The organism is Enterobacter sp. Taxon_8, assembly GCF_058354585.1.
The window spans coordinates 3,657,585-3,671,633 of record NZ_CM177989.1 but is presented as its reverse complement, the minus strand read 5'-3'; the positions used below and the strand labels follow the sequence as shown (position 1 = coordinate 3,671,633).

Genomic DNA, 14,049 nt, shown 5'->3' with positions numbered 1-14,049 from the left:
TAGTGTCATCAGGATTCGCTCACCACGACGGTGCCGATTTGCGGGTGGCTGAAGCTGGCTATTCTGTCCAGACGCAGCTCACGCGTCGCACCGGCATCTTCCACTATCAGGTATTCCACATTCTTGCGTGAAACCAGATCGCTGGCTTTTGCCTTCAATACTTCGCCATCTTTTAGCTCCAGCGTCAGTAATAAATGATGCTGGCAGGCGAGTTCGAGGTTGTCATAGTCATCACAATTGATAGGTTGATAAGTATCATTCATCGACATAATCGCTCACCAGTAAATTCGCCGCAGCATACGCTGCTTTTTCCCTGACCGACTCTGAAAGGCTCTCATCAGAGGCCACTTCATTAAGCACTTTCAATACACAGCCCAACGCGTCCGGGACATACCCCAGATCTCCGCTGGCGATTTCCGCATACCGTTTGCGAATTAACTCACAATAATTATTCACATCCCCTCCCGCCAGCGCACTGACTTACTGTGAGATATCATTAAGCCTACGAAGATAAACTCGGTTTAGCAAGGTGACTATACCATACTCATTTAAGCAATATCAGCGCCTTGATAGCGGTGTATTTATCACCCCATAACAGCCTTTTGCCGCGGTTTTCGCTACAATGAGCGCCTGATTCGAATGGAGTTCTCTCATGGCGCTGAAAGCGACAATTTATAAAGCAGTGGTCAATGTGGCCGATCTTGATCGCAACCAGTTCCTCGACGCGTCGCTTACGCTGGCACGCCATCCCTCCGAAACCCAGGAGCGCATGATGCTGCGCCTGCTGGCGTGGATTAAGTACGCCGACGAGCGTCTGCAGTTTACCCGTGGGTTAAGCGCAGAAGACGAGCCTGAAGCCTGGCTGCGCAACGATCATCTGGGTATCGACTTGTGGATCGAACTCGGCCTGCCTGACGAGCGCAGAATTAAGAAGGCCTGCACCCAGTCCGCTGAAGTGGCCTTATTCGCGTATAATCAGCGTGCTGCGGAGATTTGGTGGCAGCAAAACAAGAGCAAGTGCGGACAGTTTAAAAATCTCACGGTTTGGTATCTGGATGATGAGCAGCTGGCTCAGCTGAGCGAGTTTGCCAGCCGGACCATGGTGTTGCAGGCGACGATTCAGGATGGCGCCATCTGGCTCTCTGATTCTCAGAATAATCTGGAAATTCATTTGACGGCGTGGCAGCCCGCGTCATGATCGTCTTGTCCCGTAACGTCAGCATTCCTGACAACGAGCTGGAGATTACCGCCATCCGTGCTCAGGGGGCCGGTGGGCAGCACGTCAACAAGGCGTCGACGGCTATCCATTTGCGTTTTGACATTCGGGCCTCGAGCCTGCCAGAGTATTATAAAGAAAGCCTGCTTGCTGCCAGCCATCACCTGATCACCAGCGATGGTGTGATTGTGATCAAAGCCCAGGAGTACCGCAGCCAGGAGCTCAACCGGGAAGCGGCGATAGCCAGGCTGGTGGCGGTCATCAAAGAATTAACGGCAGTACAAAAAAGCCGCCGGGCAACGCGGCCAACCCGCGCATCGAAAGAGCGTCGGCTGTCCTCGAAGGCCCAAAAATCCACAGTGAAAGCACTACGCGGTAAAGTTCGTCGCCCAACAGAGTGACGAAAGGGAACACAATTTTCATAAGGAATTCATTGTGAAAAAAGCATTATGGTCAGCGATGGCAGTGAGCACGCTGTTTGCGCTTTTCGGGTGTAACAACCGCTCCGAAACGCAGATGTTACAACCCACGCAAACGGAAGAGTTAAAACCAATGCAGCAGAGCTGGCGCGGCGTATTGCCTTGCGCAGACTGCGAAGGCATTGAAACGTCTCTGTTCCTGCAAAAAGACGGCACCTGGGTAATGAACCAGCGCTATCAGGGCGCTAAAGAACCCTCGTCATTTGCAACTTACGGAACATGGGCGCGTACAGCTGAGAAGCTGGTTCTGACGGATACTTCCGGTGAGAAAACCTTTTTCCGCGCCAAAGGCGAGGGAATGGAGATGCTTGATCGCGAAGGCAACCCGATTGAATCCCAGTTCAACTACACGCTTGCGCCGGTAAAAGCGGCTCTGCCTGCCACGCCTATGGCAATGCGGGGGATGTACTTCTATATGGCGGATGCGGCGATCTTTACCGACTGCGCAACCGGCAGGAAGGTTAGCGTGGCAAACAATGCGCAGCTTGAACGTGATTACGCCGTGGCACGCGGTAATGACAGCAAGCCGGTATTGCTGACGGTTGACGGTCACTTTATGCTTGAACCAAACCCGGATAGCGGAGAGATGGTGAAAACGCTGGTGGCGGATAAAGGCGCGAAATTTATTGCGGGTAAAGACTGTAACAGTAAATAAGCTGACGTAGCACCATTAAAAAACCCCGCCTTAGCGGGGTTTTTTTGTTTAGCCTTTAATGGCTTTCACCAGGTAATCAAGGATGTCGCCGGTCTTGATCATCTGTTTTTCGCCGCTGCGACGGTATTTGTATTCAATCTCATCGCTGTCAAGGTTACGGTCACCGATAACGACGGTGTGTGGGATGCCGATCAGTTCCATATCGGCGAACATCACGCCCGGACGCTCTTTACGGTCATCCATCAGCACTTCGATGCCCTGAGCGCGCAGCTCGGCATACAGCTTCTCGGCCAGCTCCTGCACGCGGTAAGACTTGTGCATGTTCATTGGCAGAATGGCGACCTGGAACGGCGCGATATTGTCCGGCCAGACGATGCCGCGCTCGTCGTAGTTCTGCTCAATCGCCGCAGCCACCACGCGCGTCACCCCGATACCGTAGCAACCCATGGTCAGGATCTGGTTACGGCCATCTTCGCCCTGAACGGCGGCGTTCAGCGCACGAGAGTATTTATCGCCCAGCTGGAAGATGTGGCCGACCTCGATGCCGCGCTTAATCATCAGGGTACCCTGACCGTCCGGGCTTGGATCACCTGCAACCACGTTACGGATGTCAGCCACTTCCGGCGTCGCCACGTCGCGATCCCAGTTGATGCCGAAGTAGTGTTTACCGTCGATGTTCGCACCAGCGGAGAAGTCGCTCATCGCGGCTACAGTGCGGTCAATAACAACAGGCACCGGCAGATTGACTGGACCCAGTGAACCTGGACCCGCATTGACCACGGCGCGGATTTCCGCTTCCGTGGCAAACGTCAGCGGGCTGGCGACCTGCGGCAGTTTCTCGGCTTTCACTTCGTTCAGCTCGTGATCGCCACGCACCAGCAGGGCAACCAGCGGGTAAGCGCTGCCTTCGGTGGATTTCACCAGCAGCGTTTTCACGGTTTTTTCAACTGGCAGATTGAACTGCTCAACCAGCTCGGCAATGGTTTTCGCGTTTGGCGTATCAACCAGCGTCATCTCTTGCGTTGCTGCAGCACGCGGTTCTTTTGGTGCCAGCGCTTCTGCAAATTCGATGTTCGCCGCGTAGTCTGAAGAGTCAGAGAAGATCACATCGTCTTCACCGCTCTGCGCCAGTACCTGGAACTCATGGGATGCGCTACCGCCGATGGAGCCGGTATCAGCCTGCACAGCACGGAAATCCAGACCCATGCGGGAGAAGATTTTGCTGTATGCCGCGTACATTGCTTCGTAAGTCTCTTGCAGTGATTCCTGAGAGGTATGGAAAGAGTAGGCATCTTTCATCAGGAATTCGCGAGAGCGCATGACGCCGAAACGCGGGCGAACTTCGTCACGGAACTTGGTCTGGATCTGAAAGAAGTTCAGCGGCAGCTGTTTGTAAGAGCTCAGCTCATTACGAATCAGGTCGGTAATAACTTCTTCATGCGTTGGGCCGAGAACGAACGGACGCTCGCCGCGATCGACGAAGCGCAGCAGTTCAGGACCATATTGTTCCCAACGGCCACTCTCCTGCCACAGGTCAGCGGGCTGAACCACAGGCATGGACACCTCGATAGCACCGGCGTTGTTCATCTCTTCACGCACGATGTTTTCGACTTTTTTCAGGACGCGCACGCCGGTCGGCAGCCAGGTATATAACCCGGAGGCCAGCTTGCGGATCATCCCGGCGCGCAGCATCAGCTGATGGCTGATCACTTCGGCGTCGGCAGGCGTCTCCTTCAGAGTGGAGAGCAGATATTGGCTAGTACGCATGTTGTTACGGTTCCATTTCGACGATTGGAACAGGCTGAAACACCAGCCTGACACAAAAAAAGTGGTTTAGTTTACCAGTGTGGTAAAGATGCCAAAAGAGAGGAGAACAAAATTACCTTGGTTCAAGGGCAAACACTTCAAAACCTGCCCCGGTGACGCGCCAGCGAACGTTAAAATCCATCAGCCAGACGGCGTACGTTTTTCCTGCTTCCTCTTCTTTACGGTAGGCCGGGCGCGGGTCCTGTGCCAGAACTTCGGTGATGAAATCCCGTAAGCGAGGATAGCGTTTCTCCAGCTGACCGAGCTGTGCGGTTATCTCAGGCGTAAAATACACCGGCATGTCCGCCTGTGGTGCGTCCTGAGCATAACTTGCACGCGCGTTCGGGAGCGCTTCGACGAAGGGCAAATAGGGCTTGATGTCGATAACCGGCGTGCCGTCGACCAGGTCCAGGCTACCTAACTCCAGTATCACCCGATCTTTCTGGCAGCGTATGCCTTTCAGTTCAACCAGCGACATGCCAACCGGGTTTGGACGGAAGGTCGAGCGCGTTGCAAACACGCCCATTCTCGCATTACCGCCAAGACGAGGAGGACGCACGGTAGGTCGCCAGCCGCCTTCCATCGTCTGGTGAAACACGAACACCACCCATAGATGGCTGAAAGCCTCGAGCCCGCGTACCGCATCGGCCTGATTGTAAGGCGCAATCAGGTGAAGCTCACCGCTTCCGCTGGTGACCAGACCGGGCTGGCGAGGGACGGCGAACTTCTCTTTATAAGGAGAGTGGATAACGCCTATCTGCTCGAACTGAAATGCACTCATTTCGCCGTGATGTTCAGCGCAGAGCCGATGCAAACCGCCTGACGGTAGCAGCCCGGCGTGCCGCTGGTGACTTCACAGCTGTGCAGCAGAACCGCGTTAGCTTTCATTTTTGCGGCATTAATCTGCATGCGTTTACGCGCTGTCGGAATATTTGGTGGTGAGTCCTGATTGGTCGCCTGACAGGATTCGCCGCTCACTTCGCCCAGTTCACGGAACGGTTTACCGACGAGTTCGTCCGCTTTCGTGATAATACGAACCGGCGCAGGGCGAACCACTTTCGGTTTCGCAGGCTCGGTCTTTGGCGGGGTTGCCGTGCTTTGAACAGGTTCAACGGGAGATCTGCTTAGCATAGAACAGCCGCTCAGCATGAGTGCTAAAAGACAGATCGGTAAAGCACGCATAATATTTCCTCAATGGATAATCAAAACGTCAGATATTGAATCAGTTGACTGCACAAATGACAAGACGGGCATAAGCCCGTCCTGATGATATTACACTGAGGTGAGATTACCAGCCTTTAACAGCGCCGCCGTTAAACACTTTGTTGGCTTCCTGGTAAACTTCATCTGACTGATAGGCCTGAACGAATTTCTTCACGTTTTCCGCGTCCTTGTTGTCTTCGCGAGTCACGATCAGGTTAACGTACGGGGAGTCTTTATCTTCAACGAAGATACCGTCTTTGGCTGGCGTCAGGCCAATCTGGCTGGCGTACGTGGTGTTGATAACGGCCAGAGCAATCTGTGCATCGTCCAGAGAACGTGGCAGCTGCGGTGCTTCCAGTTCAACGATTTTCAGATTTTTCGGGTTCTCGGTGACGTCCAGAACGGTTGGCAGTAGGCCAACACCGTCTTTCAGTTTGATCAGGCCCACCTTCTGCAGCAGCAGCAGGGAACGACCAAGGTTAGTCGGGTCGTTAGGTACGGCAACCTGAGATCCTGGCTGCAGTTCGTCCAGTGATTTAATTTTCTTAGAGTAACCGGCAATCGGATAAACGAAGGTGTTACCGACACCCACCAGTTTATAGCCGCGATCTTTAATCTGCTGATCCAGGTATGGCTTATGCTGGAAGGCATTCGCGTCGATATCGCCTTTGCTCAGCGCTTCGTTCGGCAGAACGTAATCGTTGAAGGTGACCAGCTCTACGTCCAGGCCATACTTCTCTTTTGCTACTTTCTGAGCAACTTCTGCAACCTGCTGTTCTGCACCCACGATAACGCCCACTTTAATGTGGTTTGGATCCTTTTCGTCCTGACCGCAACCCACCAGTGCCAGAGAGCCGATCAGCGCGCCTACTGCTGCGAAGGTCTTTAATTTAAACGCCATGTTTTATCCTTAACTCGTAGAGTTTGTGTTGTGTGTAACGTTATTTGTGCGTAACAGCCCGGACGATGCGATCGCCAGAGAACTGGATTAAGTAAACCAGAACAACCAGCAATACCAGAACGGTATTCATCACGGTAGCGTTATATCCAATATAGCCGTACTGGTAACCAATCTGACCTAAACCGCCGGCACCAACGGCACCGCCCATCGCGGAATAACCGACCAGGGTGATAAGCGTAATAGTTGCCGCATTCACCAGCCCTGGCAGCGCCTCAGGCAACAGAACCTTGCGGACGATCTGCACCGGCGTGGCACCCATCGCACGGGAAGCTTCGATCAAACCGGTTGGGATCTCCAGCAAGGCGTTCTCCACCATACGGGCGATAAACGGCGCAGCGCCAACGGTCAGCGGAACGATCGCCGCCTGCAGACCGATAGACGTTCCGACGATCACGCGGGTAAACGGAATCATCCATACCAGTAAAATAATGAACGGGATAGAACGGAAGATGTTCACCAGCGCAGAGAGCGTACGGTACAGCTTCGCGTTCTCAATGATTTGACCCGGACGCGTCACGTACAGCAACACGCCGACCGGCAGGCCAATCACAAAACCAAAGAAGCCAGAGACAAAGGTCATTGCCAGCGTTTCCCAAACGCCGCGAACCAGCAGCCACATCATCGGCTCAGACATAACCCAGTACCTCTACTTTTACGTGATGTTCTTGCAGCCAGGCAATAGCTGCCTGGGTTTCTTCTTGTGTGCCGTGCATTTCTGTCAGCATGATGCCGAACTTCACGCCACCGGCGTAATCCATCTGCGCGCTGATGATGTTGTTGTTCACGTTAAAGCGACGCGCGGTTTCGGAAAGCAGGGGAGCATCAACGGACTGACCGGTGAACTCCATGCGCAGCATCGGGACGCTGTCAGCAGCGGGTTCGGTCTTCAAACGCTCCAGATAGTCTTCCGGGATATCCAGATGCAGGGTGGACTGGATGAACTGCTGCGCCAGCGGGGTTTTCGGATGCGAGAACACTTCACTTACCGTGTCCTGCTCGATCAGTTCACCGTTGCTAATGACCGCCACGCAGTCGCAGATGCGTTTCACCACATCCATCTCGTGCGTAATAAGGAGGATCGTCAGGCCCAGACGACGATTAATGTCTTTCAGCAGTTCCAGAATAGAACGCGTGGTTGCGGGATCCAGTGCGCTGGTGGCCTCATCGCACAGCAGTACCTTAGGATTGCTGGCCAGCGCGCGGGCGATGGCCACACGTTGTTTTTGCCCGCCGGACAGATTTGCCGGGTAGCTATCATGTTTATCGCCCAGACCCACGAGGTCGAGCAGCTCGGTGACGCGACGCTTCACTTCTTCTTTTGGCGTGTTATCCAGCTCAAGGGGTAAGGCAACGTTGCCGAACACGGTGCGGGAAGCCAGCAGGTTAAAGTGCTGGAAAATCATGCCAATCTGACGACGCGCTTTGGTGAGTTCTTTCTCTGAAAGGGCGGTGAGTTCCTGGCCGCCAACTTCTACGCTGCCCTGGGTTGGACGCTCAAGCAGGTTAACACAACGGATCAGCGTGCTTTTACCTGCACCCGATGCGCCAATGACGCCATAAATTTGACCAGCAGGAACATGCAGGCTGACATTGTTCAGAGCCTGAATGGTTCGGTTCCCCTGCTGGAACACTTTGGTGATATTGGAAAGTTTAATCATTAGATTATTTTTATCGTATGTAAGTTAGCCGTGGCATTTTCTTCTGCCAGATACGGGTGATGACCGTAAACAAAACGGATGTTAAGGCATCCAGACGTCTAAATCAATCCAACTCTGTACGATGAGCACTTTATTGCGCTGCGATTCATGAGATACTAGTCGAACATGCCTTTTTCAGGAGCAAACCGGTGGCAAAATCAGTACCCGCAATTTTCCTCGATCGTGACGGCACTATTAATGTGGATCACGGTTATGTCCATGAGATTGATGAGTTCGAGTTTATCGAGGGCGTAATAGATGCCATGCGCCAGCTGAAAGAGATGGGGTATGCGCTGGTGGTCGTGACGAACCAGTCCGGTATTGCACGCGGTAAATTCACCGAAGCGCAGTTCGAAACGCTGACGGAATGGATGGACTGGTCGCTGGCCGACCGCGGTGTGGATCTCGATGGCATCTACTATTGTCCGCATCACCCACAGGGAACCGTAGAAGAATATCGTCAGACCTGTGATTGCCGTAAGCCGCATCCGGGAATGTTCATCTCTGCGCAGGAGTTCCTGCACATTGATATGGCGGCTTCTTATATGGTGGGCGATAAACTGGAAGATATGCAGGCAGCCACAGCAGCGGGTGTAGGGACCAAAATATTAGTGCGCACCGGCAAGCCTGTGACGCCAGAAGCTGAGAATGCGGCGGATTGGGTAATTAATAGTCTGGCCGAGCTGCCAAAAGAGATTAAAAAGCACCAAAAATAGCCTTTCTGGTGAAAAGATGAGCGGTTGAAATAAAAATGCATTTTTCCGCTTGTCATTCCTCGGCGGCCCCCTATAATGCGCCTCCATCGACACGGCGGATGTGAATCACTTCACAGACAGCCCGGTCGGTTGAAGAGAAAAAATCCTGAAATAACGGGTTGACTCTGAAAGAGGAAAGCGTAATATACGCCACCTCGCAACGGTGAGCGAAAGCCGCGTTGCACTGCTCTTTAACAATTTATCAGACAATCTGTGTGGGCACTCAAAGTGACATGGATTCTTAACGTCCTCGGACGAAAAATGAATACCAAGTCTCTGAGTGAACATACGTAATTCATTACGAAGTTTAATTCACGAGCATCAAACTTAAATTGAAGAGTTTGATCATGGCTCAGATTGAACGCTGGCGGCAGGCCTAACACATGCAAGTCGAGCGGCAGCGGAAAGTAGCTTGCTACTTTGCCGGCGAGCGGCGGACGGGTGAGTAATGTCTGGGAAACTGCCTGATGGAGGGGGATAACTACTGGAAACGGTAGCTAATACCGCATAACGTCGCAAGACCAAAGAGGGGGACCTTCGGGCCTCTTGCCATCAGATGTGCCCAGATGGGATTAGCTAGTAGGTGGGGTAATGGCTCACCTAGGCGACGATCCCTAGCTGGTCTGAGAGGATGACCAGCCACACTGGAACTGAGACACGGTCCAGACTCCTACGGGAGGCAGCAGTGGGGAATATTGCACAATGGGCGCAAGCCTGATGCAGCCATGCCGCGTGTATGAAGAAGGCCTTCGGGTTGTAAAGTACTTTCAGCGGGGAGGAAGGCGTTGAGGTTAATAACCTCAGCGATTGACGTTACCCGCAGAAGAAGCACCGGCTAACTCCGTGCCAGCAGCCGCGGTAATACGGAGGGTGCAAGCGTTAATCGGAATTACTGGGCGTAAAGCGCACGCAGGCGGTCTGTCAAGTCGGATGTGAAATCCCCGGGCTCAACCTGGGAACTGCATTCGAAACTGGCAGGCTAGAGTCTTGTAGAGGGGGGTAGAATTCCAGGTGTAGCGGTGAAATGCGTAGAGATCTGGAGGAATACCGGTGGCGAAGGCGGCCCCCTGGACAAAGACTGACGCTCAGGTGCGAAAGCGTGGGGAGCAAACAGGATTAGATACCCTGGTAGTCCACGCCGTAAACGATGTCGACTTGGAGGTTGTGCCCTTGAGGCGTGGCTTCCGGAGCTAACGCGTTAAGTCGACCGCCTGGGGAGTACGGCCGCAAGGTTAAAACTCAAATGAATTGACGGGGGCCCGCACAAGCGGTGGAGCATGTGGTTTAATTCGATGCAACGCGAAGAACCTTACCTACTCTTGACATCCAGAGAACTTTCCAGAGATGGATTGGTGCCTTCGGGAACTCTGAGACAGGTGCTGCATGGCTGTCGTCAGCTCGTGTTGTGAAATGTTGGGTTAAGTCCCGCAACGAGCGCAACCCTTATCCTTTGTTGCCAGCGGTTAGGCCGGGAACTCAAAGGAGACTGCCAGTGATAAACTGGAGGAAGGTGGGGATGACGTCAAGTCATCATGGCCCTTACGAGTAGGGCTACACACGTGCTACAATGGCGCATACAAAGAGAAGCGACCTCGCGAGAGCAAGCGGACCTCATAAAGTGCGTCGTAGTCCGGATTGGAGTCTGCAACTCGACTCCATGAAGTCGGAATCGCTAGTAATCGTAGATCAGAATGCTACGGTGAATACGTTCCCGGGCCTTGTACACACCGCCCGTCACACCATGGGAGTGGGTTGCAAAAGAAGTAGGTAGCTTAACCTTCGGGAGGGCGCTTACCACTTTGTGATTCATGACTGGGGTGAAGTCGTAACAAGGTAACCGTAGGGGAACCTGCGGTTGGATCACCTCCTTACCTTAAAGAACCTGCCTTTGCAGTGCTCACACAGATTGTCTGATGAAAAAACAGCAGTAAAAATCTCTGCAGGCTTGTAGCTCAGGTGGTTAGAGCGCACCCCTGATAAGGGTGAGGTCGGTGGTTCAAGTCCACTCAGGCCTACCAAATTTTCCCTGATACTGCGTTGCGGCAACGCTCACATACTGATGTATGCTTCGCGTTACCACGCCTTGTCTCAGGAAAAATTACCGGTACAGAGATTGCAAAACGATGGGGCTATAGCTCAGCTGGGAGAGCGCCTGCTTTGCACGCAGGAGGTCTGCGGTTCGATCCCGCATAGCTCCACCATCTTTTACTGCAAACACAAGAAAACTTCAGAGTGAACCTGAAAAGGTGCACTGCGAAGTTTTGCTCTTTAAAAATCTGGATCAAGCTGAAAATTGAAACGACACATCTTTAAGGTGTGTTCGAGTCTCTCAAATTTTCGCAATCATGAAGTGAAACATCTTCGGGTTGTGAGGTTAAGCGACTAAGCGTACACGGTGGATGCCCTGGCAGTCAGAGGCGATGAAGGACGTGCTAATCTGCGAAAAGCGCCGGCGAGGTGATATGAACCTTTGACCCGGCGATGTCCGAATGGGGAAACCCAGTGCAATTCGTTGCACTATCGTTAACTGAATACATAGGTTAACGAGGCGAACCGGGGGAACTGAAACATCTAAGTACCCCGAGGAAAAGAAATCAACCGAGATTCCCCCAGTAGCGGCGAGCGAACGGGGAGCAGCCCAGAGTCTGAATCAGCTTGTGTGTTAGTGGAAGCGTCTGGAAAGTCGCACGGTACAGGGTGACAGTCCCGTACACGAAAGCACACAGGCTGTGAACTCGAAGAGTAGGGCGGGACACGTGGTATCCTGTCTGAATATGGGGGGACCATCCTCCAAGGCTAAATACTCCTGACTGACCGATAGTGAACCAGTACCGTGAGGGAAAGGCGAAAAGAACCCCGGCGAGGGGAGTGAAAAAGAACCTGAAACCGTGTACGTACAAGCAGTGGGAGCACCTTCGTGGTGTGACTGCGTACCTTTTGTATAATGGGTCAGCGACTTATATTCTGTAGCAAGGTTAACCGTATAGGGGAGCCGAAGGGAAACCGAGTCTTAACTGGGCGTTAAGTTGCAGGGTATAGACCCGAAACCCGGTGATCTAGCCATGGGCAGGTTGAAGGTTGGGTAACACTAACTGGAGGACCGAACCGACTAATGTTGAAAAATTAGCGGATGACTTGTGGCTGGGGGTGAAAGGCCAATCAAACCGGGAGATAGCTGGTTCTCCCCGAAAGCTATTTAGGTAGCGCCTCGTGAACTCATCTTCGGGGGTAGAGCACTGTTTCGGCTAGGGGGCCATCCCGGCTTACCAACCCGATGCAAACTACGAATACCGAAGAATGTTATCACGGGAGACACACGGCGGGTGCTAACGTCCGTCGTGAAGAGGGAAACAACCCAGACCGCCAGCTAAGGTCCCAAAGTCATGGTTAAGTGGGAAACGATGTGGGAAGGCACAGACAGCCAGGATGTTGGCTTAGAAGCAGCCATCATTTAAAGAAAGCGTAATAGCTCACTGGTCGAGTCGGCCTGCGCGGAAGATGTAACGGGGCTAAACCATGCACCGAAGCTGCGGCAGCGACGCTTATGCGTTGTTGGGTAGGGGAGCGTTCTGTAAGCCGTTGAAGGTGTGCTGTGAGGCATGCTGGAGGTATCAGAAGTGCGAATGCTGACATAAGTAACGATAAAGCGGGTGAAAAGCCCGCTCGCCGGAAGACCAAGGGTTCCTGTCCAACGTTAATCGGGGCAGGGTGAGTCGACCCCTAAGGCGAGGCCGAAAGGCGTAGTCGATGGGAAACAGGTTAATATTCCTGTACTTGGTGTTACTGCGAAGGGGGGACGGAGAAGGCTATGTTAGCCGGGCGACGGTTGTCCCGGTTTAAGCATGTAGGCGGAGGTTCCAGGTAAATCCGGTACCTTTTAACGCTGAGGTGTGATGACGAGGCACTACGGTGCTGAAGTAACAAATGCCCTGCTTCCAGGAAAAGCCTCTAAGCATCAGGTAACACGAAATCGTACCCCAAACCGACACAGGTGGTCAGGTAGAGAATACCAAGGCGCTTGAGAGAACTCGGGTGAAGGAACTAGGCAAAATGGTGCCGTAACTTCGGGAGAAGGCACGCTGATATGTAGGTGAAGCCCCTGCGGGTGGAGCTGAAATCAGTCGAAGATACCAGCTGGCTGCAACTGTTTATTAAAAACACAGCACTGTGCAAACACGAAAGTGGACGTATACGGTGTGACGCCTGCCCGGTGCCGGAAGGTTAATTGATGGGGTTAGCGGCAACGCGAAGCTCTTGATCGAAGCCCCGGTAAACGGCGGCCGTAACTATAACGGTCCTAAGGTAGCGAAATTCCTTGTCGGGTAAGTTCCGACCTGCACGAATGGCGTAATGATGGCCAGGCTGTCTCCACCCGAGACTCAGTGAAATTGAACTCGCTGTGAAGATGCAGTGTACCCGCGGCAAGACGGAAAGACCCCGTGAACCTTTACTATAGCTTGACACTGAACACTGGTCCTTGATGTGTAGGATAGGTGGGAGGCTTTGAAGCGTGGACGCCAGTCTGCGTGGAGCCGTCCTTGAAATACCACCCTTTAATGGCTGGTGTTCTAACGTAGACCCGTAATCCGGGTTGCGGACAGTGTCTGGTGGGTAGTTTGACTGGGGCGGTCTCCTCCCAAAGAGTAACGGAGGAGCACGAAGGTTAGCTAATCCTGGTCGGACATCAGGAGGTTAGTGCAATGGCATAAGCTAGCTTGACTGCGAGAGTGACGGCTCGAGCAGGTGCGAAAGCAGGTCATAGTGATCCGGTGGTTCTGAATGGAAGGGCCATCGCTCAACGGATAAAAGGTACTCCGGGGATAACAGGCTGATACCGCCCAAGAGTTCATATCGACGGCGGTGTTTGGCACCTCGATGTCGGCTCATCACATCCTGGGGCTGAAGTAGGTCCCAAGGGTATGGCTGTTCGCCATTTAAAGTGGTACGCGAGCTGGGTTTAGAACGTCGTGAGACAGTTCGGTCCCTATCTGCCGTGGGCGCTGGAGAATTGAGGGGGGCTGCTCCTAGTACGAGAGGACCGGAGTGGACGCATCACTGGTGTTCGGGTTGTCATGCCAATGGCACTGCCCGGTAGCTAAATGCGGAAAAGATAAGTGCTGAAAGCATCTAAGCACGAAACTTGCCCCGAGATGAGTTCTCCCTGACCCTTTAAGGGTCCTGAAGGAACGTTGAAGACGACGACGTTGATAGGTCGGGTGTGTAAGCGCAGCGATGCGTTGAGCTAACCGATACTAATGAACCGTGAGGCTTAACCTT

At 53.1% G+C, this 14,049-nt stretch carries 12 protein-coding genes, 2 tRNA genes and 2 rRNA genes; 8 read left to right on the top strand and 8 right to left on the bottom strand.

Annotated features, from left to right (window positions below):
* Positions 1–8: 8 nt before the first annotated feature.
* Both rof and AC4IBF_RS17520 read right to left on the bottom strand, forming a co-directional pair.
* The gene (gene rof, locus AC4IBF_RS17525) at positions 9–269 is read right to left on the bottom strand and encodes a Rho-binding antiterminator (RefSeq protein ID WP_133293821.1); all 261 of its coding nucleotides are present in this window, start codon (positions 267–269) and stop codon (positions 9–11) included.
* Complete coding sequence (locus tag AC4IBF_RS17520) at positions 256–456, bottom strand: YaeP family protein (RefSeq protein ID WP_008501889.1); 201 nt, start codon at positions 454–456, stop codon at positions 256–258. Before AC4IBF_RS17520 ends, rof begins: the two co-directional genes overlap by 14 nt.
* 196 nt (positions 457–652) lie before the next feature.
* On the opposite strand from AC4IBF_RS17520, the gene AC4IBF_RS17515 reads away from it, so the two are divergent.
* From AC4IBF_RS17515 to nlpE, 3 genes are read left to right on the top strand one after another with little or no spacing between them, the layout of a single operon-like run.
* Entirely contained in the window at positions 653–1,198 is a 546-nt protein-coding gene (locus tag AC4IBF_RS17515) for a YaeQ family protein (RefSeq protein ID WP_023310470.1), read from the top strand.
* Positions 1,195–1,617 (top strand): alternative ribosome rescue aminoacyl-tRNA hydrolase ArfB, encoded by a 423-nt coding sequence (gene arfB / locus AC4IBF_RS17510; RefSeq protein ID WP_032649720.1) that lies wholly within the window; start codon positions 1,195–1,197, stop codon positions 1,615–1,617. The genes AC4IBF_RS17515 and arfB overlap by 4 nt, the downstream gene beginning before the upstream one ends.
* 34 nt (positions 1,618–1,651) lie before the next feature.
* Complete coding sequence (nlpE, locus tag AC4IBF_RS17505; protein WP_136195591.1) at positions 1,652–2,350, top strand: envelope stress response activation lipoprotein NlpE; 699 nt, start codon at positions 1,652–1,654, stop codon at positions 2,348–2,350.
* 48 nt (positions 2,351–2,398) lie between these two features.
* Here nlpE and proS read toward each other — a convergent pair whose 3' ends face one another.
* The 6 genes from proS to metN form a co-directional block, all read right to left on the bottom strand.
* A complete protein-coding gene (gene proS / locus AC4IBF_RS17500; protein WP_136195590.1) occupies positions 2,399–4,117 on the bottom strand; it encodes a proline--tRNA ligase in 1,719 nt (572 codons plus the stop codon).
* A 112-nt stretch (positions 4,118–4,229) separates the two neighbouring features.
* Positions 4,230–4,937: a tRNA (N6-threonylcarbamoyladenosine(37)-N6)-methyltransferase TrmO gene (tsaA, locus tag AC4IBF_RS17495; protein WP_252093419.1), complete on the bottom strand. Its 708-nt coding sequence runs from the start codon at positions 4,935–4,937 to the stop codon at positions 4,230–4,232.
* Positions 4,934–5,338: an Rcs stress response system protein RcsF gene (gene rcsF / locus AC4IBF_RS17490; protein WP_008501883.1), complete on the bottom strand. Its 405-nt coding sequence runs from the start codon at positions 5,336–5,338 to the stop codon at positions 4,934–4,936. Before rcsF ends, tsaA begins: the two co-directional genes overlap by 4 nt.
* Before the next feature lie 106 nt (positions 5,339–5,444).
* On the bottom strand, positions 5,445–6,260 hold the full coding sequence (metQ, locus tag AC4IBF_RS17485) for a methionine ABC transporter substrate-binding lipoprotein MetQ (protein ID WP_014168729.1): 816 nt from the start codon (positions 6,258–6,260) through the stop codon (positions 5,445–5,447).
* 40 nt (positions 6,261–6,300) lie between these two features.
* Positions 6,301–6,954: a methionine ABC transporter permease MetI gene (locus tag AC4IBF_RS17480; protein WP_133293824.1), complete on the bottom strand. Its 654-nt coding sequence runs from the start codon at positions 6,952–6,954 to the stop codon at positions 6,301–6,303.
* Complete coding sequence (metN, locus tag AC4IBF_RS17475) at positions 6,947–7,978, bottom strand: methionine ABC transporter ATP-binding protein MetN (RefSeq protein ID WP_023310475.1); 1,032 nt, start codon at positions 7,976–7,978, stop codon at positions 6,947–6,949. The genes AC4IBF_RS17480 and metN overlap by 8 nt, the downstream gene beginning before the upstream one ends.
* A gap of 188 nt (positions 7,979–8,166) precedes the next feature.
* Between metN and gmhB the strand changes: the two genes are divergently transcribed.
* The 5 genes from gmhB to AC4IBF_RS17450 all read left to right on the top strand — a co-directional run bounded on the left by gmhB (position 8,167) and on the right by AC4IBF_RS17450 (position 14,049).
* Positions 8,167–8,733: a D-glycero-beta-D-manno-heptose 1,7-bisphosphate 7-phosphatase gene (gene gmhB, locus AC4IBF_RS17470; RefSeq protein ID WP_028018279.1), complete on the top strand. Its 567-nt coding sequence runs from the start codon at positions 8,167–8,169 to the stop codon at positions 8,731–8,733.
* Between the two features lie 368 nt (positions 8,734–9,101).
* A 16S ribosomal RNA gene (locus tag AC4IBF_RS17465) occupies positions 9,102–10,643 on the top strand.
* 70 nt (positions 10,644–10,713) lie between these two features.
* Positions 10,714–10,790: transfer RNA gene (locus AC4IBF_RS17460), tRNA-Ile, on the top strand.
* Positions 10,791–10,897: 107 nt separating this feature from the next.
* Positions 10,898–10,973 (top strand) — tRNA-Ala (locus AC4IBF_RS17455).
* A 171-nt stretch (positions 10,974–11,144) separates the two neighbouring features.
* Positions 11,145–14,049, top strand: a 23S ribosomal RNA gene (locus AC4IBF_RS17450).
* Together the 16S and 23S rRNA genes with 2 tRNA genes alongside form the textbook arrangement of a ribosomal RNA operon.

Excerpts from the sequence above, each read along its gene's own strand:
- metN (WP_023310475.1), bottom strand. The coding sequence starts at position 7,978 with ATGATTAAACTTTCCAATATCACCAAAGTGTTCCAGCAGGGGAACCGA.
- rof (WP_133293821.1), bottom strand. The coding sequence starts at position 269 with ATGTCGATGAATGATACTTATCAACCTATCAATTGTGATGACTATGAC.
- tsaA (WP_252093419.1), bottom strand. The coding sequence starts at position 4,937 with ATGAGTGCATTTCAGTTCGAGCAGATAGGCGTTATCCACTCTCCTTAT.
- proS (WP_136195590.1), bottom strand. The coding sequence starts at position 4,117 with ATGCGTACTAGCCAATATCTGCTCTCCACTCTGAAGGAGACGCCTGCC.
- arfB (WP_032649720.1), top strand. The coding sequence starts at position 1,195 with ATGATCGTCTTGTCCCGTAACGTCAGCATTCCTGACAACGAGCTGGAG.
- AC4IBF_RS17480 (WP_133293824.1), bottom strand. The coding sequence starts at position 6,954 with ATGTCTGAGCCGATGATGTGGCTGCTGGTTCGCGGCGTTTGGGAAACG.
- metQ (WP_014168729.1), bottom strand. The coding sequence starts at position 6,260 with ATGGCGTTTAAATTAAAGACCTTCGCAGCAGTAGGCGCGCTGATCGGC.
- rcsF (WP_008501883.1), bottom strand. The coding sequence starts at position 5,338 with ATGCGTGCTTTACCGATCTGTCTTTTAGCACTCATGCTGAGCGGCTGT.
- AC4IBF_RS17515 (WP_023310470.1), top strand. The coding sequence starts at position 653 with ATGGCGCTGAAAGCGACAATTTATAAAGCAGTGGTCAATGTGGCCGAT.